Genomic DNA, 21,218 nt, shown 5'->3' on the forward strand with positions numbered 1-21,218 from the left:
GACTCCCGGCAGCCGAACGCCACCCTGCGCCGACACCGTAAGGCCTACCGCCACGCCTGCGTGCGCGCGAGTAGCCCGCGTGTGACCCCCGCATGGATGAGCTTGGCGACGACATTGGTGTAGAAGATCATCATGCCCATGGCCGCAGCCGGCGCGATGTCGCCGGCATCATCCATGTTGAGCACGGCGACCGACGCAAGCTTGGTGTCGGTTGAATAGAGAAAGACCACGGCGGAAACCGTCGTCATGGCGTTGACGAAGAGATAGATGCCGATGTTGAGGATCGCCGGCAGGCAGACCGGCAAAGTGACCCGGAAGAACAGCCGGTGGAAGGGCTGCTTGAGCGACGCCCCGACGGATTCGAATTCCGGATCCATCTGCTTCAGGGCGGTCAGGGCCGTCAGATGCGCCACGGTGTAGAAGTGCGTCACCGTACAGACGACGAGGATCGTCATCGTGCCGTAAATGGAGTTGAGCGGATTGGCCGGGTTGTTGAAGAAGAAGATGTAGGCCAGGCCCAGCACCATGCCCGGCACGGCCATCGGCATCATGGCGAGAAAATGAAAGACGCCTCTGCCGAAGCGGAACCCGTCGGCCTTCTCAACCATATAGGCGCCAGCAAAGACGATCACCGAGCCGAAGAATGCCGTCAGCAAGGCGAGCTTGATCGAATTGGCATAGGCCGCCCAACCGCCGCCATCCATCAGGTCGAAGGCAAAATTCTTGGTCGTCAACGTCAAGTCGTACGGCCAGAACTTCACCAGTGCCGCGATCTGACACATGGCGATCATGCCGAGAATGAACAGGCTGACGAGGCACGAGAAGGCAAAGCAGAAGCCGTCCATGCGGACATTGCGCTTCGGCGCATAGGGCACCGCCCGCGCCGACAGCAGCGCCACCTGGCGCTTCTGCATCCTGCGGTCGACGGCAAAAGCGAGCACCGCCGGCACCAGAAGAATGACCGAGACGACAGCCCCCATCTCGAAATTCTGCTGGCCGATCACCTGCTTGTAGATATCGACTGCCAGCATGCCGTATTGCCCGCCGATCACCTTGGGCAGTCCGAAATCGGTGATGACCAAAGTGAAGACGACGAAGGCGGCCGACACGAGGCCATAACGCGCGCCCGGCACCGTCACGGTGGTAAAAGTACGCCACTTACCGGCCCTGAGCGATGCCGCGGCCTCATAGTGGCGCGCATCGGCAACGGACAGGGCCGTCAAGATGATGAGGAAGGCATGCGGCAGCGTGAAGAACACCGAGCCGATGACGATGCCGATCGGACCGTAGATGGAATAGCCCAGCAGCCAGTCCTTGAAGACACCCTGATTGCCGAAGAGATAGACCAGCGCAATGCCGGGCAAGAGCGACGGCACGAGGATCGGTATCGTGAGGATGCCCCGGAACAGCCCCTTGAGCGGCATGCAACTGCGCGTCAATGCATAGGCGAGCGCAAACGCGATCGAAACCGTCACCACCGTGCTGATCGACGCCATCAGAACCGAGTTGTAGATCGAACGGGCGAGCGCCGGCGTCGAGAAATAAGTCTTGAAGTTTTCGACGCCGATGGTGCTGGCCGGGCGCAACACAACCCGGCGGAAGGTGGCGGAATCATATTCGCGCCACTGCGTACCCTTCTCCAGCGTGGAGCCGGCGAGGAACGCCGTACCGTCCGTGGTCCCACGAATGCGATAATGGACGGGGCTGCGGAAGTTGAACTGCGGGAAGAATTTCGTCGCCGCCAGGCGGCCGTCCGAGTTTGTGACAAGGTCCTTCTCGGCGACAACGCCGAGTTCCCGGTTGAGCGCATCCGCAGTGACTGCCGTCGCCCAATTCTTCCCCGTCTCGTCGCTCACCTGAAATTCGAAGGCGCTCAGATCGAAGCGGTAGGTTGACATCGACTTCGACAGCATGACGAAAAGCGGCGCGCCCAGTGCGACGATCAGGTAGAGCCCGATGACGGCCATGAAGCCGAGTTTGACGAGGTCGTCGCGCGAGGCCTGCTGGCGCAGTCTTTTGCCCGGTGGGGCGTAGTCGATCGTTATGCTCATTGTCAGATGCCCCTCGGATAGAGCAATAGGCGTTCCCGCGGTATCTCGACCTGGATGACCCCGCCCGTTTCGATCCGCAGCCGGCGCACCGCATTGACCGAGAAATCGGCGACGAGGGGCCGATCTCCGAGCCGCGGCGCGGTCAGCCGCGTCCGCCAGAACATGCCGAGGAACTCCATCTCGTGCACTTCGGCATCGATCAGATTCTGCGGCGTCGCCGGCCGATCGAGCGAATGGACCGCGTGTGCGTCGGCGCCGTGCGGGATGATATCGACAGGGCGGACCACCGCCGTGGTCGGATCCCCGACGGCAAAGCCATCCGTTGGACAACAGAAGGCGGAATTCCCGATCTCGACCTGACCATCCGGCAGGACCTTTGCCTGGAACTGGTTGGTCTCGCCGATGAAGTCGGCAACGAACAGGGTCTTGGGATGACGATAGATTTCGGTCGGCGATCCGACCTGTTCGATGACGCCGTGGTTCATCACGACGATCCGGTCGGCCATGGCGAGCGCTTCTTCCTGATCGTGCGTCACCATGATGGTCGTGACACCGAGCTTCCTTTGCAGCGACTTGATCTCATGGCGCAGATGAACGCGCACCTTGGCGTCGAGGGCAGACAGCGGTTCGTCGAGCAGAAGCAGCCCAGGGGATATGGCGATGGCGCGGGCAAGAGCGATGCGCTGCTGCTGTCCGCCGGAAAGCTGGGCGGGATATTTCTTGGCTTGCGCCGAAAGCCCAACCGTTTCAAGCAGTTCGGCAACACGTGCCGCGACGTCCGCCTTCGAGCGGCCGGTGTTTTCCAGGCCGAAGGCAATGTTCTGCTCGATGGTGAGGTTGGGAAAGAGCGCATAGGACTGGAAGACGATGCCGTAGTCGCGCTTCGACGCGGGCAGAACCGAAATGTCGCGGCCATCCTGCCGAATGACGCCGCGTGTCTGCAGATCGAGGCCGGCGATCGCCCGCAAAAGGGTCGTCTTGCCGCAGCCCGACGGGCCGAGGAAACAGACGAATTCACCCTTGCCGATATCGAGCGAGATGTCGCGCAGCGCCGTGAAATCGCCATAGCTCTTCCAGAGATCGCGGATTTCGAGACAGGGGGATGACGGTGTGGTCTCCTGGTCAGAGGCGCGGGGAATGCTCGTGGGTGTCGGTTCGATCGACATGGCATGTCTCATCTGCAAGCTCCGCTGGCTGTCAGGGATTTCTGCAGCGCCGCGCGTCATAAGGGACGCACTAAGGTCACTGTAGCACTTTGAATTGCTGCATGTTTTCATCCTTAAATCGAATGCGACCCAAGGAGAGAATGCGACAGGCGGAGCGCGCATGCGCTCCGCCTGGGCCGATCAGCTCTTCGGTTCCGACTTTGCGTCGTAGCGCTTCTGCCATTCCTTCAGAATGGTGGCGCGATTGTTCGCGGCCCACTCGAAGTCGTTGTCGATCATCTTTGAAGCGATGTCGGTGGGCAGATGCTCGACCGGCTTGGCGACACCCGGATAGGCGACCACGGCATAGCCGGCATTGTACATTTCGTTGGCTTCCTTGGTGACCGACCAGTCGACGAGGGTCTTGGCGGCTTCAAGGTTTGCCGTGCCGGCAATGATCGCCGTCGCCTCGGCTTCCCAGCCCGAGCCCTCGCTCGGGAAGATGATGTCGATCGGCGCGCCGGCGCTCTTGGCCTTGGCGCCGGGGAACTCGAAGGAAACGCCGATGACAGCCTCGCCAGCACCGGCCATCTTGCAGGGCTTCGAGCCGGAATGCGTGTAGGCCGAGATATTCTCATGAAGCTTGTCCATGAAGGACCAGGCCTTCTCCTCACCCCACATCTGCATCCAGCCGGAGACGTCGAGGAAGCCGGTGCCCGACGAGCTCGGGTTCGGCATGACGATGTGGCCCTTGTACTCAGGCTTCGTCAGGTCGTCCCAGCTTGCAGGGGCCTTCAGCCCGAGCTTTGCGCCCTCGACCGTGTTGTAGCAGAGGGCCGCAACATAGGCGTCCATTCCCACCCAGCTCGGCGGTGTGTCACCGTCGACGAACTTCTTGTCGAGCGCCTCGACGCCGTTGGGCTGATACGCCTCCAGCATGCCCTCAGTCTTCAGGAGAAGCAGCGATGTGGCAGCAAGTCCCCAGACGACGTCCGCCTGCGGGTTGTCCTTTTCGGCGAGCAGTTTTGCCGTCATGACGCCGGTTGAATCCCGGACCCAGTTGATCGTGATATCGGGATGCGCCTTCTCGAAGGTTGCCTTGTAGCGATCAAGGTCGACAGCTTCGACAGCGGTGTAAACGGTGAGCTCGGTCTGGGCGGAAGCAATGACGGGAAGAGCCACGGACATGGCGCCGGCAAGCATAAAAAACACGTGTCTGTTCATGCTGAAAATCTCCTCTGGAGGCCTGGAAAAATCCGGGAAGCATGGCGGGCAATCTGAAGCTGCCCTTGTCTTGCACGCTTCAGGAGCCATTCTGCGTGGGTGCATTCAATTAGTAAAATTTATTATTCTTATCATTAGCAAAGTAAAATCTATAGGTCTTCTGCCGTCTCACTGGCATCTGCTGCCGATTGATGAAGAAGCGAACGCCTGCATCAGCGAGCGGCAGATGCAGACAATGCGGCTCGCAACAGGCCCCAAGAAAAAGGGAGCTGTCGGTCGACAGCTCCCAGAAATGGTGGTCAGGCAGGGGACACCCGGATCACCAGGGCCCTGATCACCAGGGCAGGGAAAACGTCTTGACGTTGGTGAAGCTCTTCATCGCTTCGATCACACCTTCTTTGTAGCCATTGCCGGAATCCTTGATGCCGCCGAAAGGAGACATCTCGATGCGATAACCGGGCACTTCCCAGATGTTCACCGTACCGACCCTGAGACCGGCGATGTATTTCTGCATGCGGCGGAAGTCGTTGGTGCAGACGCCCGACGACAGGCCGAAGGCGGTAGAGTTGGACAGCGCAATCAGGGCATCGTCATCATCGGGTGCCCGCACGATCGGGATGATCGGCGCGAAGGTTTCCTCCATCACGAGTTCGCTCGAATGCGGCACGCGATCGACCACGATCGGCGGCAGCAGGGCGCCGCGGCGGCCGGGATCGTAGAGGATCTCCGCTCCCTCTTCGGCAGCCTTGTGCACGCGACGCTCGAAGGTTTCGGCGGCTCGGGCATGGACGACCGTGCCCAGTTCCGTTGCCCGATCCATCGGGTCACCGAAGCGCAGCTTCTTGGCCCGTTCCAGAACGAGCGGCACGAAGCGGTCGGCCACGCTTTCCTGGCACAGAATACGTTTGACGGCCGTGCAGCGCTGGCCCGAGTTCTTCGTCGCGCCGGCGACCGCCAGGTCCGCCGCCTTTGCCAGGTCGTCATCCGACAGATCATTGAGGATGATCAGCGGGTCGTTGCCGCCGAGTTCGAGGATCTGGCGCTTGTAGTGGGCGTTCGCCGCGATCAGCTTTCCGACTGGCACGCTGCCGGTAAAGGTGATGAGGTCGAAGTTTGGGTTGGTCATCATTTCCATCCCGATATCCGCCGGCCAGCCGGTCACCACCGACAGCATTTCCGGCGGCAATCCGGCCTCATAGAGAATGTCGGCGAAAATGAGCGCCGTCATCGGCGTCAGCTCCGTCGGCTTCAGCACCACGCAGTTGTTGGTGGCAATGGCCGGCGCAACCTTGTGCGCCACCATGTTGAGCGGGTGGTTGAAGGGGGTGATCGCCGAGATGGCGGTCAGCGGCTCGCGCATCGTGAAGATCTTGCGCGCCTTGCCGTGCGGGGTGAGATCGCAGGAGAAGATCTCGCCGTCATCGCGAATGCACATCTGACCCGACAGCGTCAAAACGTCGAAGGCGCGGCCGACCTCGTAGAGCGAGTCCTGCTTCGATATGCCGAGCTCCAGCGTGATGACATCGGAGATCTCCTCCTTGCGGGCGAACAGCATTTCGGCCGCCTTTAGCAAGATGCGCTGGCGCTCGTAGCGTGTCAGCTTCGGCTGGTAGGCCGCCGCGATCTCGAAGGCCCTGCGAGCATGTTCGGCGTTGCCGGCTGGAACGGTGCCGATGACGGCATCGTTCCAGGGATAATGCACCTCGATCAGCCCTTCGGCATCGACGTGTCTGCCGGCGATACGCATCGGCTCATGGCGAATGGCGAATGTCGTTTCCACCTTGGTCATCGTCCGCTCCCTAGTTTGCCGGCTGCGCCGCCGCGACGAGCGCATAGTAGAAGGCGTCGAAGTTGCGCAGCGTGGCCGCGGAAACAAGTTCGGGCAACTTGCGGTTCGAGATGAAGGGCACCTCCTGCTCGGTGAGGCCGCCATGCGAGCGTAGCGGTTCGTTCAGCGCAGCAAGATCGTGGCGATGCTCGCTGGTGCCAAGCGTCTTGTTCTCCGACGAGATGATGACGATATCGCCGATGCGGTCATCCGGCAGTTCGAAACGAATGCAGGCTTCGGGCCGCGAAAGCACGAGGTCGATGCCGTCGATCGCTGCCAGCCGCTCGATGATCTCTTCCTTGTCGGCGCGTTCCGGCAGGTAGGCGGTCGCAAACGAACCAAGCGCACCATGGTGCACGACGTAGGGATCCGTGATCGGCAGGATGACGCGGGCAGCGTCCTTTCCGAGCCACTCGTCGAGCACGTCCTGCACGTAGATGACATCGGGAGAACCGTCGGCCTTGTGCTTCGGCTTCATGCCGTGATCGGCCGTCACGATGATCGCCGCACCAAGCGCGTCGAGTTCGGTCAGGTACTTGTCGAACATCTCGTAGAAGGCGTTCGCCGCCGGGACGCCCGGTGCATATTTGTGCTGCACGTAATCGGTCGTTGTCAGGTACATGACATCGGGAGAAAACTCCTTCAGCAGCTTCACACCGGCGGCAAAGACGAACTCCGACAGTTCCGCCGAGTAGACTTCCGGCACCGGCCGCCCAAGCCAGGCCGAGGCATTCTCGATGCCGTGTTCCGCCTTGGTCGAGGTGTCGGATTTTTCGGACGAGAAGCAGACCGCCCTGCCCTCGTCGAACTTCAGGCCGTGACCGAGAAGCGCACGGAGCTTGTCCTTGGCGGTGACGACCGCGACCTTCGCGCCGGCATCGTAGAAGGCCTTGAAGATGGTCGGCGCGCGCAGGAAGCGGGGATCGTTCATCATCACTTCGTTGCCGGTCTGCGGTTCGTAGAGGTAGTTGCCGCAGATGCCGTGAATGGCCGGCGGACGGCCGGTCGCAATGGAGAGGTTGTTGGGGTTGGTGAAGCTCGGGATGACGCTGAGCGCGGTGCGCTCCGTGCCCGTCTGGCGCATGCGGGCAAGTGTCGGCATCAACCCGGCCTTGATGGCCTCGTCGAGATAGGCCGGCTCGCAGCCATCGAGGCAGATGGCGATGGCTGGGACGTTTGGCCAGGGATAGCTGCGCCGGTTCGCGGTGACGGCGACGTTGATCTTGGACATCTGGTTCATCGGGAAAATCCTATCGTTCATTCAGGCGGCGAGACGGCTGCGTTCGGCAAGGGCGATCGCCGGAGGCGCAGCACTGGCGACCCCCATTTCGGTGAGGGATGCGCGCGCGGCCTCGACCACGCGGCGCATCACATGTTCATCCATGCGGCCGATGCAGCCGACGCGGAAGCTGTCGACGACCGTCAGCTTGCCGGGATAGATGATGAACCCCTTCTCCTTCATCAGGTCGTAGAAGCGATCAAAGGCGAAAGCCGGATCGGCAGGGCTGAAGAAGGTAACGATGATCGGCGACAGCCACCGGTCGGCAAGCAGGGTCTCGAAGCCTGCCTCGCGCATGCCGGCGACCATGACGTCGCGGTTGCGGGCATAACGCGCGCCGCGGGCGGAGACTCCGCCTTCCTCGCGATGCAGCCGAAGGGCCTCCAGGAATGCAGCGACGACATGCGTCGGCGGCGTGTAGCGCCACTGACCGGTCTTGTTCATGTAGTCCCATTGCGCGTGCACGTCGAGGCTGAGCGAGTGGCTGCGGCCCTTGGCGGCCTCCAGTTCGCTTTTGCGGGCGATGACGAAGCCGAAGCCAGGCACGCCTTCGATGCATTTGTTGGCTGAGGAAACGATCGCCTCGTAGCGGAAGTCGGCAACGCCGGCCGGTACGGCACCGAAGGCGCTCATCGAGTCGACCAGCAGCTTGCGGCCTCTGGCATAGACGACCTCGGAGATTTCCTTCAGCGGATTGAGGATGCCGGAGCTGGTTTCGCAGTGGACGACGACCACGTGGGTAATGGCCGGATCCGCGTCGAGCGCAGCGGCAACCTCGGGTCCGCGTGGCGGCATGTAATCGCCCTTGTCGATCGTCACGTGGTCGCGGCCGAGATAGGCGAGCGTCTGGGCGATGCGCTTGCCATAGGCGCCGTTCATCAGCACCAGCACCTTGCCGTCGCGGGGAACGAAGCTGCCCAGCATCGCCTCGACCGAGAACGAACCGCTGCCCTGCATCGGAACGCAATCGAACTCGCCCTTGGCATCGCCGGCAATATCGAGAAGCTGGCGACGCAGGTCGGCAGTCATCGCACGGAAATCACCGTCCCATGATCCCCAGTCCCTAAGCATAGCCTCCTTGACTTCATAGGCCGTCGTCAGCGGACCGGGCGTCAGCAGATAGGGCTCGCCCAGTCTCGGCGTTTCCAGCGGTGCGATGGTTCTGTCAGAAGCGGTGTTTGGCATTGTCCGTCCTCACGTTGGCGTCTCCGGAACCGACAATGCGGTGGACGGGTATATATGTAAAATCGTTCTTTTGTATGAATCTATAAGCTTCACTTATACATCTATGCCGCCGGAACGAGGCGGCTTTCGAGCAGATCCCCGGTCTCGCGAAGACGGGGATAGGCCATCGTCGTGACCAGTGAATTGAGCTCTTTCAGCGCACGCACGATCTCCAGATGCATGTCGCTCGATTGGATGCTGGCAGCAATTCCCTGCCTCAGCCGCTCAAGGTGGCTTTGACTGCTTTCCTGCACCAGCCGGCGCACGTGTTCCTTCTGGCGCACCATCTCGCGGGCAATCACCGGTTCGGGCGAGACCAGCAGATTGGCGGCAAGTTTCACGTTCGAAAACACTGCGTCATGCAGCGCCGTCAGTTCGTGCCAGCCGGCTTGCGAAAAGGCGCCCGCCCCTTCCAGCCGCTCCTCTGCCATGCGCAACAGGCTCTTCGACACCACGTCGCCGGCATATTCCAGATGAATGGCCGCCTCGGTGAGTTCGATGCCGCGCCGGGACTGCTCCTCCGTCAGCACACCTCTATTAACTGCGGCGATAAAGAGCTTGATCTCGCTATGTGCGCGATGGATGTCGCCGTCGATGCGGCGCAGCGCATCGACCGTCTCGGGCGTTGGCGACGCGATTACCCCCATGACCGGTTCGAGTAAACGCGTGATCAGGTTGCCCATATGGAGCACTTCGCGAGCGGCCGCCGCCAAAGCCTGCGCCGGCTTTTCGATCAGAGACCGGTCGAGCGCACTGACATGCGCTGCAAGACCGGCATCTTTTCCCCCAGCGTTGTCAGGCGTGAGAACGCGAACGATGCGCGCCATCAGACCACACGATATGAGACCCAGGAGCACCAGTGCAGCATTGAACAGCACGTGCAGATTGACGAGCTCGGCAGCGACCGTCGTGCCAGGCAGCCACGCAAAAGAGAGCTGCGCGGAAAACAGCGCAAAGACTGCGGCACTGAACAGCGCGCGAAAGACGAGATTGCCAAGCGGCAGCCGCCTGCCTTCCACCGGCAGGCCTCGGGTCAGCCACAGGGCGATCAGCCCACCACCAAGGTTGACGCCAAGGATCAGGGGAATGCCGACATCGAGCGGCAGCAGGCCCTTTGCGGCAAAGGTCAGGATCAAAAGGATGGCCGCGACGCTGGAATGCAGGCCCCAGGTGAAGACCGCAGCCACGATCATGACCGTGAGAGGGTCTTTGCTCAGCATGTCGATCGCTGCCGGCAGCAATGGGCTTTGACCAAGCGGAAGGGTCGCATGGCCGATCATCTGCAGCGACAGGAGCAACAGGCCGATCCCGAGAACCGCACGCCCGGCCTCGACCGGCTTGCGAGCGCACGCCTTGAGATGCAGGAGGCCGCCGGCGGCAATCAGCAATGGCGCCAGCCAGTGCAAATCAAAACTCAAGATCTTGACGACAAGGGCAGAGCCCAGGTCCGCGCCGAGAAGGACCGCCAGCCCGACTTCGAGGCTCAGAGCTCCGCTCACGGCAAAGCTGGCGGCGAGCATCGCAACCGCCGTCGAACTCTGCAGGGCAATTGCAATCAAACAGCCGTAGGCTGCCGCGCGGGGCCTGCCGCCAGCCCCTCCAACGGCACGGGTGACCACGTCGCCGCAGGCAGCTTCGACGCCCTTCTTGACGAGGCTGACGGCATAAAGCAGCAGGACTGTTGCGGCGGTAAGTTCAAGGGCGACAGCCGAAAGATTCATAGGCGCGCTCCGGAAAGGGTTAACTCCGGAAATTATCTTTTGCCCCTTTACATAAATCAAATCGTTCGTTCTGATGGTTCCATAGATAGAATTTATCTGTGGGGATGTTACCGTGCGCTATGTCCAGCTCCGTGCCTTTCACAATGTGGCCATCCACGGCGGCTTCTCGCGGGCAGCCGAGGCGCTCTTCCTGACGCAGCCCGCCGTCTCCGATCAGGTTCGCAAGTTGGAGGAGGAGTATGACGTCCTGCTCTTCAATCGAAACAAGAAGCAGGTGACGCTGACCCAGGCGGGCCAGCAGCTTCTCGAAGTCACCCGGCGCATGTTCGACGTCGAGCAACAGGCACTCGATCTTCTCTCGGAGTCGCGCGCATTAAGGGCTGGAAAGCTGCGGATCGTCGCGGATGCCGCACACCATCTGCTGCACATCCTGGCCGCCTTCCGGCGGGCCTACCCGACCGTGCAGGTTTCGATCGATGCGGGCAACACGGAAACCGTCATCACCAGCCTGCACGCCTATGAAGCGGATATCGGCGTTCTCGGCGAAGTCCCGCAGGCCGGCGACTTCGACGTTCTGAAGCTCAATTCGACGCCGATCGTCGCCTTCGCAAGCCGCGATTATCCTTTGGCGACATGTCAGAGCGCCACCTTCGCAGAGCTTGCAAAACATCCGCTCGTCATGCGCGAGCGAGGTTCCAAGACCCGCCAGAAGCTCGAGGCCATGGCCGCACAATGCGGCGTCACGCTGACGCCGCTGATCGAGGCCGAGGGCCGCGAGGCGGTTCGCGAGATCGTCGCTGCCGGCGGCGGCGTCGGTTTCGTCTCATCCGCCGAGTTCGGCCAGGACACGCGTCTCGTGCCGATCAAGATCGATGCCCCGGAAATGCTGATGGACGAAGCGCTCATCTGCCTGCGCGAACGCAGCAACGGGAAACTTGTCCATGCATTCTATGAAATAGCGCGCAAACTTACACAAAGTGCAGAAGACGTCACGGCAGGCGATGCCAAGCCGTCGGGCGCAGCAACTCGCGCCTGACCGGCGATAGACCGCAGTTTTAGGAGCAACGCCTTCGCAGCGGTTCACCACGCAATTGGAGGCATGCAGAAGACCCGCTCCAGCCTTGACGGCAAAAGTGTCGGAATGTGCTGGAGCCGAGATAGTGCGGGCCGAACAGCATCAACCGTCCGAATTCCTATCCGAAATCGGCCATGCCTGCCGAACGGCCACGCGCTCTTCTAGCAGTTATAAACGCCTGCGGCACAGCGCCGGGTCGTGCGCCGCGCGGCACCGGCCACACTGACCGGCGTCAACGGCCGGCCGACCACGGCAACGGCGTCAGAGGTAAAGGTGGGGATCGCGAGAACTGGCACATCCTTCGCCAGCTCGCCGATGCCAAACAGAACTGCCCAAACAAGGCAGATCATTGCTGCGCGCTTACGGAAGGTCATTTTTTATCTCCTACCTTGAAGTTCTCTGGCAATTCACCCAGGTTGTGCTGGAGGTCGTTCACATCGATCTTTTCGGCATTCGACGCATTCTTGAAGTCGAAATCACCCGGCGCAACGGCCGCCCCGGATTTCCAATCCCTGATCTGGATGCTGTATTCCGGCCCACCCTTCACCTGCCCGGAGGTTATGACCAGGCGGCAGGGATAGGGCTCTGCCCCGTGCGCGATCCAGATCTGGAAATCGACATCGTCTTTGCGGAAGGCGAGAGAATCGCACTCCACGCCATTGACGACGCCGCTTCCCAGATCCTTAGAATCATACACCCCTTGCATCAATTCGTCATATGCACCGGTCATCAACAGGTCGGCGGCCGGCAAAGGCAAGTTGTACTTGTCCTTCAGCTCGTCGATCAGATGATCGACTGTCCCGGGTATTTCGACCTGCGTGTATTTGTTGAGGTTCTTGCCCAGGAGTGTCAGCGTCTTTCCATCGAACAGCGCCTCGCTGTCGACAAAGCCGCCCGAACGGGTCGTGTGTACCTTGTCGGGCCGACTGAGGGTCACTGTCCCCGAGCTTGCCAGTCCGAGTTTCTGATCACTGTTGGTGACGACCTGGAAGGTGGAATCATAGCCGAACGACAGGGCATTCTGAGCCGCCAGGTAGTCGGTCATGGCCTTGAGCAGTTTCTTGGCTTCGGCCGAGTCGGTGACCCGGACGAGCTCGACGCGGCGGTTGAGAGCCCGGCCATCGGCCGTATCGTTGCTGGCAATCGGCTGGGCCTGTCCGACGCCTCCCGTCGTCAGCCTGGCGGCATCGATTCCGCGTTCGACGAGAGCCGCCTTGATGACCTCTGCACGCTCGGCGGAAAGGCGCAGGTTGGTCTCCTCATTACCGCTGGTATCGGTATGGCCGACAATTCTCAGGCCCCATTCAGGGAAGTTCTTGAGCGCCGCAGCGATGTCGTCAAGAAGTCCTTCCGCTCCAGGTCGCAATGTCGCTTCCGACATTGCGAAGCGCAGACCGTGAACGTCGTACTGTTCCCTGGTCTCTAGTGCCTGTTGCATCTCTTCCTTGCTGTATTGCTTGGAAGGCTCCTGCATGTTCTGGGCCAAGGTGGGGGCGGCCGCCAAAAGGGCGACCGTCACGAGCAGTCGTCTGACCAACCCGCGATGCCGCGATGTGATCCCGCCGGCTCTCTGTCCGATACCTTTGTGTTCCTTGTAGTCGAGCATCGTTGTGGATGTGCTTAGCATCGAATGACTCCTTCTCACTGACGTGTGAATTTGACTATCGCGCACTGCTTGCTGGTACGAACAACATCTACCTCTGACGGTAGATACCTCGTCGGACGTCTTGCGCCGCAGCGAGCCGAGGCCGTGACTCGCGCAGCGAGAGCGGTTCGCAGTAATTTGCGAACCGCTGTTGGAAAATCTGCCGGCATGCCGGAAGGGGAGTGTTACTTCCCTTTCAGCGCGTTGAACGTATCCACATAACCGCGCCCGACTGCACGGACCCCGCGGCCGATGTCGTCGTAGACATCGTCTGGAAGATTGGCGAAGGAGACGCGGACGCTCCAGTTCGGCGCATCGAAGCCGCCGCCATTGAGCAGCACGATCGAATGATCCTCCGCCAGCCGGTAGACCAGATCGAGCGGATGCACATTCGCTTTCAGCCAGGCCACCATCTCCTCGCCGACATATTTGCGCAGCCAGAACTCGAAATCGATCGTTCCATAGTAGCCGGCAAAGTTTGCATTCGGCTGCAGGTCGAGCGGCAGTCCCTCGAGCAGCATGTTCACCCGGTCGGTGCAGATCGCCATGCAGGCCTTCTGGTAAACCTTGTCCGTGTCCATCAGTTCGCTGATCGAGAACATGGTCATCATCACCTGTTGCGGTAACGAGAGCCCCGCGGTGTGATTGAGCGCGACGTCGCGGCTATCGGCAACGATGCGATCGATCATCTTGAGCTTGCGCGGTTCGAGCGTGATCGAGCGGTATCGATTGTCCAGCGCCTCCAGTTCCTTGGCCGGGAGCTTGGTCAAGAGATCGTCGAGAATGTTTTTCTCGTTGATGCCGATGACGCCGAGACGCCATCCCGTGCAGCCGAAATACTTCGAATAGGAATAGACGCAGATGGTGTTGTAGGGCAGCTCGCACATCAGCGAGCGGAAGTTCGGCACGAACGTCCCGTAGACGTCATCGGTCAGAAGGATGAGGTCCGGCCGCTTGGTATTGACCAGATCGACCAGCTTTTTCATCGTCTGCGGATCGATTGCCATCGACGTCGGATTGCCCGGATTGACGACGAAGAATGCCTTGATCTTCGGGTCCTCGAGCTTGCGGATCTCCTCGTCGGAATACTGGAAGCGGTGCTCCTGCGTCGCTCTGACATGGACGGCCTTGAACGCATAGTCCTCGAGTTCCGCAATCTCGATATAGGGGGTAAAAATCGGCGTGCCCATCGCGATCGTGTCGCCCTTCTTGAGGATGCGATTGGCGATCAGCGACTTGAAGATGTAGCACATCGCCGCCGTTCCCCCTTCAACGGCGTAGAGATCGAACTTGCCGATCGGCGCATTTGCGCCCATTGCCCACATCAGGTAGCGATGCGCGACTTGCTCGGCATGCACCAGCATCCGGTCCGGGACGGGATAGTTGTCGCCGATTATCGAGTCCGTCAGTTCGAAAACGAAGGCGTCGGCATCGAAACCGAACATCTTGACGCCGTGCTCGACCATCCTCGACAGGAAGTCGGCGCCCGGGTCCTCGGCATGTTTTGCCAGCCACGCGTCGAAGCGCGCCGCGATACCCTTCATCTGGGGCATGCCACCGAGGCCCGCCGCCGGGTTGTCCATGGTCCGCCGGCTTTCGGTCAGGGCGAACTGGCCGAAGAGGAAGAACCCCTCGCGCGGGGTCGTTGCGATCCAGTTTGGATTTCCACGGCCGGCATTGAGCAGAGCATTCGTCGATTTCTGTGCGCTGCGCTTGGCAAGCTTCATGAGGCCGTCCTTGATTTCGAACGGGCTCATCTTCTCGTATTCGCGATAGTCGATGTCTGCCATGAGTCATTCCTCCCTGTGAACTGCAAGGTCCGCCGAAGCGGCCAAGTCGAAACAATAGTGAACGAATGCACGATGATCGTGTGGCACGGCCGGCAGCACGCTGCCGACTGTTGCTTCAGAACTTTATTCTGGCGCCGCCCAGAACAGCGAAGCTATCCTGGAGGTCGGCGGTCTCTTGATCTAAGGAGTAGGTCCGGGCTCCAAGATAGAGTTCCGTCTGCAGATAGTCGAGATTCTGGACAATCTGTGCCCCGAAGGAATCGCTGTTGCTGCCCTTGCCCGCAATGTCCTTGCCGAAATAGGCGTCGACCGAAAACGCGGTTTTGCCGACGTCGAAAATATCAGTCTGATAGCCGACCTTCACGTAGCCATAGTGTCCATCGACCGTTTCCTTGTCGGAATAGGCCGCGGCAAGGGTGAGGCTGAGACCGGTATCGATATGCAGGACGGAAACGGACGCGTCGTAAATCGAGTTGCCGTCGCCTGGCCTCGAAAAGGCAACTGCGGCACCGACCTTGAAGGCATCGTAGGTCTCATCGTATCGAACCGCCATGTCCCACACGGTAACGTCGGTTTCTTCGGGCACGACCTGTGTGCCGACCGAACTCGCAAAGCTGAATCCGCCATACGAAGGCGTGTCATATCGGGCGCGGAACTTGCGGCCGAGACCATCATAGTTGGTGAACGCGTCCTTGACCTTTACCGTCGAAAGCGTCCCGTCATCGTTGCGGAAAAACGGTCCCCCGGCCATATCGGAAACAAGCGAATAGCCGACCACGCCCGTGCCGGACAGATCTACCTCAGCCGTCGAGTCCGACGCCATGCTGCCCTGGCCGAGCCAGAACTTGCCGTATTCCTTCGAGTCGAGGTAAATTTCCGCCTTGCGCAGCAGGTCAGTCCCCCAATCATAGTGGTCCTTGTTCAACTGGTTGACGTTGGTTGTCGAATAAGGGTTCCATTCCCATTCGAGATTGGCGCCGAACGACCAACCCTTTTCCATGAGGGTGTATGCGCGAAAGCCCGCCCGCGTGGACGAGTTGCCGTTGTCGACCGGAAAGTAGTTATCCGTTGCCCCGCCGTCATCGTAGACCAGCAGGCCCTTGTTGATCTGGCCGTAGAATTCAAAATAGGCATTGTCGTCGCCGACCCGCAGCTTGGGAATCCAGTGTTCCGGAGCCTTGCTGGCCTCCGTGGGCTGCACCGCCGGTTTTACCGCCTCCTGCGCCGACACAGGCTCTGCGGCCGCCAGTGCAGCGATGAGAAGTGCGGGCGGAACAATGTATAGTGTCTGTCGCATCAAAAGCACCTTTCAGATCATTGGCGATTCGCATCGTCGATTCGCATTCAGTATTCGTCTTTTTACTGTGAAAGTCTGTTGCGAATTCTAGCATGCAGCAGCGTCGCCGCTGATTGATTAAACCTGCCTATTTTCATCCCGCGACGATACCGACAATGACCGTTCCCCAAGTCGTGAGCAGGATATGGCCGATGGGGACCGCCGGCGTGTAGCCAAGGACGGCAACGGTGCTTCCCGACCTGTCCTGAACGGCCGCCATGCCGGCTGTCATGGTCTGCGCCCCTGCGAGCCCGCCCAGCAGCAATATCGGGTTCATGCCAAGCACGTAGCGCCCGAAGTACAGACCAACGATCAGCGGTATCATGGTAACGATCATACCGCCGAACAGAAGACCGATACCCGCTTCGGCGATGGCGGAGGCAAACACGGGTCCGGCATGAAGGCCGGTCATCGCGACAAAGGCGGCAAGACCAAGCGAGGTCATGAGCGACACGGCGGCATCCGGTATTCGGCCGAAGAGCGGGAAGCGCGTGCGCAGATGCCCCACCGTTAACCCAGCCAGGAGCGTGCCCACACTGGTGCTGAGCGAAATCCGCATGTCACCGATGGGAAAAGTGACGAGAACGCCGACAAGCCCACCAAGGAATATCGCAAAACCAAGGACCAGGAAGTCTGTCGCCGTCGTCGGCGCGACCACAACGCCAATGCGCTTGGCGGCGCTCGACACGACGGCTTCCGGCCCCACCAGGCGCAGGATATCACCACGCTCCACCGTAATCCCCGGCGCGATAGGAATATCCTGCCCCCCGCGCGTAATGGCGCGCAGGTAGAGGCTGCGTGTCCAGCTTTCCTTAGCGACATCCGCGATGCTTTTCCCCTTGAGATCAGGGCTTGTCAGCAGCACATCGGAAACCGATACCGGGACATCGAGCAGTTCACGGTCCTCGATCTCCTCGGCGCGCGGCCCAAGGACGCTGACCAGCGCCTCCCTCGTCCCGGATACAGCGACGATATCACCGGGGTTGATCACGACCTCCGGGGCCGCCTCGATGATTGCGCCCCTCCGACGCAGGCGCTGAATGAAGAGCCTGTGCTCTGGATACGTCGCCTCGGCGGCGGCTATTGACAGGCCAGCGACTGGCGCGGCGTCCACGATCTGGTAAGCGCGAATTTCGAACCTGTGCCAGGCGGAGGAGACACCGGCCACCTTGCGGGTAATTCCGTACTCCTTCTCCAGTTTCAGCGCCTCGGCAACGAGGTCGATGCCAAGCAGCCTGGGGCCGACGACACTGCAAAACAGAATGACGCCAACCGCGCCGAAGACGTAGCAAACAGCGTCAGCCACAGCGATATGCGCCACAAACCGCGCGCGATCCGCCTCGGGCAGCGGCAACGCATTGATCGCTTCGGTTGCCGTGCCCATAGCCGGGCTTTCGGTGAGGGAGCCGGACAGAAGCCCGGCTGCAAAGCCGGGATCGAGACCAAGGATTTTGGCGACCACGACAGACATGAGCAGCCCGGTCACACAGACGACGACCGCAAGGAGTACGGGCTTCATCCCGTCCCGCTTCAGGGCTTGCAGGAACTGCGGTCCGACCGAGTAGCCGATGCCGAAGAGGAACAAGAGAAAGAGCAGCGATTTCGCCATCCCGGCAATCGGCACATGGGCGAACTGCCCGATCAGGATGCCCGCAAACAGCGAGCCGGTAACGGGTCCGAGGCTGAAGCCACCGAACTTGAGACCGCCGATCAGATATCCAATGCTGATAGCAAGGAATACGGCAAGCTCGGGATATTTGATCAGGAATTGCTCGACCCAAACCATGTCCAGATTAGCTCCCCCCTCGCCCCGATCCGGGGCTACGACGCCTTCACTGCCGACCCCAAACGCTCATGCAAAAAGTTAAGCCATAAAAAAGCGACCACGACGCACCGGGTCGTAATCACCCAGCCAACCGCTGTAGCTGGCTGCCGCTCCGGTCGCCCGTGCGCGCTGGATCGCCACGAGAATGACCAAATCGAAACAATTGAGCGCCGATATATCCCGGCGCTACCGTGCTTTTGATTGACGCTTCGCCTTGGTGGCGACTGCGTCTGGCTTGACCAGCTTCAGTCCGCGCGCCTTCTCGTAGCCATGGATCTCCTTCACATCCAGTTTGCGCATGAAGTCGATCGTCTCCTGCGTCAGTACCTGACCCGGCACCATGATCGGAAATCCGGGCGGATAGGGAATGACGAAGTTGGCGGAGACCATTTCCGGCCCGTCCTTCAGGCGCCGATCGCATTCGGCACCGATGAGCGGCACATATTCGCACACAGACGCGTCATAGGCGTTGAAGAAGGCGGCTCGCATATCGCCCTCCGGCGTCGTTCGCCCTGCATCGCTGCGATACACTTCGTGGAAGTGGCTGAAATTGGGAAGGTCGGGCACATCGGTCATCAGCGACTTTACCCGTGCCGCGAAAGCCGCACGCTCGCCCTCCCCGCCGTCGGCCAGGCGCTTCTCGATGCCACGGCAGATCTCGACCAGAACACGGATTAGATGCGCAATATCGCTGCGGGTATTGTTGATGTTGGACTGTAGCAGCACACTGTTGCGCGACGTCTTGTTCAGCTGGATATCATATTCGTTCGCCAACAATCCCTTGAACTGCGTTCCATCAAAACCAGCCGTCCCGCACACCAGCGTCATGCGCGTGGGATCGAGGTAGAACTCGTCCTCGTTCATCGCCTTGACCGCTGTGGCCCAGGTCGAGCCGGGCGCCAGATAGTCCTTGAATCCTGATTGCCGGTACTCCGCCGGGATCATCTCATCGGCACCAAGAACACGGAAGTATTTCGAAATCAGCGGGTGCTCGTTGATCGCCCGGCGGATCTTGAGCGCGATCTCGATCGCGTTCATCACCAGTCCGTAACCGTCGAGTTCCATCTGCCTGCGTGCAATGTCGAGGCTGGCGATCAACTGCTGGTTCGGACTGGTCGAGGCATGGGTGAATACCGCCTCGTGGAACTGGGCCTCGACGTTGTGAAAATCGACATCCTTGACCAGCAACATTGAGCCCTGCCGGATCGCCGACATTGATTTGTGCGTCGAGTTGGTCTGGTAGACCCGAAGGCGGACAAGGCGCGGATCTGGGATCAGGCGAGCGGCGAGCAGTGCTTCATCGGAGGGATCCTTGCCGAGGTCGGCGCGCTGCTTTTCATAAGCGTCGACCGAGGCCGGATCGCGCAGCCAATCCTCGATATCGGCTGCCGCCCCCATGGCCGTGCGTGGACGCAGGAAGGGCGAAAACCGGGCAAACCCGGACCACGCCTCGTCCCAGAGGAAGATAAGGTCTGGCTTGATGGCTAGGCATTCCTCCATCACCCGCCTGACATTGTACATATGTCCGTCGAAAGTGCAGTTGGTGAGGTCAAGCAGCTTCAGCCGGTCGAGGCGCCCTTCCGCCCGCAAGGCCAGCAGCGCGCGCTTGATGGTGGCGAGCGGCACGGCGCCATACATCGAATACTCCGTCATCGGGAAAGCTTCGACGTAATAGGGCTGTGCGCCGGTCAGGACCATGCCGTAATGGTGCGACTTGTGGCAGTTGCGATCGACAACCGCGATGTCGCCGGGCGCCAGAAGCGCCTGCACCGCCATCTTGTTGGAGGTGGACGTGCCATTCGTCACGAAGAAGACGTGGTCAGCGCCGAAGGCGCGTGCGGCCAACTCCTGAGAGCGCTTGATCGTGCCGGTAGGCTCCAGGAGACTATCAAGGCCGCCTGTCGTCGCGCTACTTTCCGCCAGGAACAGGTTGAGCCCATAGAACTCGCCCATGTCGCGGATCCAGTCCGACTTGAAGACGGACTTGCCGCGGGCGATGGGCAGGGCATGAAATGTGCCGATGGGCCGCCGCGCATATTTCTTCAGATTGTCGAAGAAGGGCGTTTCGTAGCGCGCCTGCACGCCTTCAAGGATGGCGAGATGCATCTCCAGCGGTTCCTCGACCGCGTAGAACACACGCCGAACCGCATCTGCGGCCGGATCGCCGGCGATCTTTTCCACCTGACGGTCAGACAGCAGATAGACGTCGAGCTCCGGCCGGATCCGCTTCAACCCGCGCGCCAGACGCAGCGCCGACATGTCCGGTCCCTCGGCTTCTCCAAGCGGATCAAGCACGGAGCGGAGCACCGGCGCGTCGTGACGCGAGCGATAGGGAAAACCCTCGGCGAGCACGACGGCAATGATGGCCGGGTTCAATGCGGCCGCACAGAACGCATCCTCAAAGGATCCCACCAGAACAGGCTCGTAGATGAAGCCATCCTCGGGCCGGCGTAGCCTGCGGATCTCGGCTGCGAACGCCTCCCACCGCACGGCCGGCTGGCTGTTGACGAACAGAACTTCGAAGTATGGCCGGCGGCCGCCCGCTTCCCCGGTTCCGGGAGGCATGATATCGGGCACGTCTGTCACGGACATCTCGTCATGGACATCCCACTCGCTCGGGCGCCGCGATAGGAATGGGAAAGAAGCCCGTTGGAGATGCGCCGCGCGAGTTTCGCCGCCCCGCCGGCATCGTTGGTGGCGATGCGCTCGGCCAGCGCCGAAAGCAATCGCCCACCCGGATAGGCGTGGTACTCCTCGGCCGGTGCCACTTCGGCGATCGCCGCCTCCAGCGCTGTCCGCTCACCCCGGTTAGCGGCCCAGGCATCGGCCAATGTCGTGATCTCGCGCCAATTATCGGCCCGTGCCGAATGGATGAGCAGAAACTGATCTACATGTGTGGTTTTGCTTGGCATAACGCGCTCCCAACTCTGTTCTGAATCGGCTGTCCACTGTCACCAGTCCGCGGCTCTCACTCAGTGGCAGCTACAATTCCGGTCGCAAAATGAGACTTATGCACTTCGAAAGACGATCCCTTACGGTCCGAAACAGGTCGCTAGAGCGTTTCCGATTTAAACG

The 21,218-nt window shown here is 60.7% G+C and carries 14 protein-coding genes and 1 pseudogene; 2 read left to right on the top strand and 13 right to left on the bottom strand.

The window, feature by feature from the left end:
• Positions 1-44 precede the first annotated feature (44 nt).
• From BKP54_RS00275 to BKP54_RS00285, 3 genes are all read right to left on the bottom strand, one after another.
• Positions 45-2,051: a putative 2-aminoethylphosphonate ABC transporter permease subunit gene (locus BKP54_RS00275; protein WP_025430150.1), complete on the bottom strand. Its 2,007-nt coding sequence runs from the start codon at positions 2,049-2,051 to the stop codon at positions 45-47.
• 2 nt (positions 2,052-2,053) lie between these two features.
• Positions 2,054-3,229: a putative 2-aminoethylphosphonate ABC transporter ATP-binding protein gene (locus BKP54_RS00280; RefSeq protein WP_057207260.1), complete on the bottom strand. Its 1,176-nt coding sequence runs from the start codon at positions 3,227-3,229 to the stop codon at positions 2,054-2,056.
• A gap of 168 nt (positions 3,230-3,397) precedes the next feature.
• Entirely contained in the window at positions 3,398-4,399 is a 1,002-nt protein-coding gene (locus BKP54_RS00285) for a putative 2-aminoethylphosphonate ABC transporter substrate-binding protein (protein ID WP_244445555.1), read from the bottom strand.
• Positions 4,400-4,418: 19 nt separating this feature from the next.
• Between BKP54_RS00285 and BKP54_RS00290 the strand changes: the two genes are divergently transcribed.
• Positions 4,419-4,754: a hypothetical protein gene (locus tag BKP54_RS00290; RefSeq protein WP_025430153.1), complete on the top strand. Its 336-nt coding sequence runs from the start codon at positions 4,419-4,421 to the stop codon at positions 4,752-4,754.
• Here the strand turns inward: BKP54_RS00290 and phnY are convergent, their stop codons facing one another.
• From phnY to BKP54_RS00310, 4 genes are all read right to left on the bottom strand, one after another.
• Positions 4,755-6,209, bottom strand: coding sequence for a phosphonoacetaldehyde dehydrogenase (gene phnY / locus BKP54_RS00295; RefSeq protein WP_025430154.1), 1,455 nt, complete (start codon positions 6,207-6,209; stop codon positions 4,755-4,757).
• Between the two features lie 10 nt (positions 6,210-6,219).
• Positions 6,220-7,488 (bottom strand): phosphonoacetate hydrolase, encoded by a 1,269-nt coding sequence (phnA, locus tag BKP54_RS00300; protein ID WP_025430155.1) that lies wholly within the window; start codon positions 7,486-7,488, stop codon positions 6,220-6,222.
• A gap of 21 nt (positions 7,489-7,509) precedes the next feature.
• Complete coding sequence (locus BKP54_RS00305) at positions 7,510-8,712, bottom strand: 2-aminoethylphosphonate--pyruvate transaminase (RefSeq protein ID WP_084813988.1); 1,203 nt, start codon at positions 8,710-8,712, stop codon at positions 7,510-7,512.
• Positions 8,713-8,813: 101 nt separating this feature from the next.
• Positions 8,814-10,472 carry a Na/Pi cotransporter family protein gene (locus tag BKP54_RS00310; RefSeq protein ID WP_057217080.1) on the bottom strand — a complete coding sequence of 553 codons (1,659 nt, stop codon included), beginning with the start codon at positions 10,470-10,472 and terminating at the stop codon, positions 8,814-8,816.
• A 112-nt stretch (positions 10,473-10,584) separates the two neighbouring features.
• Here BKP54_RS00310 and BKP54_RS00315 point away from each other — a divergent pair, with 112 nt between their 5' ends.
• Positions 10,585-11,508 carry a LysR substrate-binding domain-containing protein gene (locus tag BKP54_RS00315; RefSeq protein ID WP_025430158.1) on the top strand — a complete coding sequence of 308 codons (924 nt, stop codon included), beginning with the start codon at positions 10,585-10,587 and terminating at the stop codon, positions 11,506-11,508.
• A gap of 200 nt (positions 11,509-11,708) precedes the next feature.
• On the opposite strand, the gene BKP54_RS00320 is transcribed toward BKP54_RS00315, so the two are convergent.
• The 6 genes and pseudogenes from BKP54_RS00320 to BKP54_RS00345 form a co-directional block, all read right to left on the bottom strand.
• A complete protein-coding gene (locus BKP54_RS00320; protein ID WP_025430159.1) occupies positions 11,709-11,921 on the bottom strand; it encodes a hypothetical protein in 213 nt (70 codons plus the stop codon).
• Positions 11,918-13,066, bottom strand: coding sequence for a DUF2092 domain-containing protein (locus tag BKP54_RS00325; protein ID WP_309141657.1), 1,149 nt, complete (start codon positions 13,064-13,066; stop codon positions 11,918-11,920). Before BKP54_RS00325 ends, BKP54_RS00320 begins: the two co-directional genes overlap by 4 nt.
• Before the next feature lie 311 nt (positions 13,067-13,377).
• Entirely contained in the window at positions 13,378-14,982 is a 1,605-nt protein-coding gene (locus BKP54_RS00330; RefSeq protein WP_025430161.1) for a bifunctional aspartate transaminase/aspartate 4-decarboxylase, read from the bottom strand.
• 115 nt (positions 14,983-15,097) lie between these two features.
• Positions 15,098-16,279, bottom strand: a complete 1,182-nt coding sequence (locus BKP54_RS00335) for a porin (RefSeq protein ID WP_025430162.1) — start codon at positions 16,277-16,279, stop codon at positions 15,098-15,100.
• Positions 16,280-16,412: 133 nt separating this feature from the next.
• Entirely contained in the window at positions 16,413-18,104 is a 1,692-nt protein-coding gene (gene aspT / locus BKP54_RS00340; protein WP_025430163.1) for an aspartate-alanine antiporter, read from the bottom strand.
• A 225-nt stretch (positions 18,105-18,329) separates the two neighbouring features.
• Positions 18,330-21,055 (bottom strand): annotated as a pseudogene (locus BKP54_RS00345) (decarboxylase).
• Positions 21,056-21,218 lie beyond the last annotated feature (163 nt).

This window comes from Ensifer sp. 1H6 (genome assembly GCF_001976035.1).
GTDB lineage: Bacteria > Pseudomonadota > Alphaproteobacteria > Rhizobiales > Rhizobiaceae > Ensifer > Ensifer canadensis.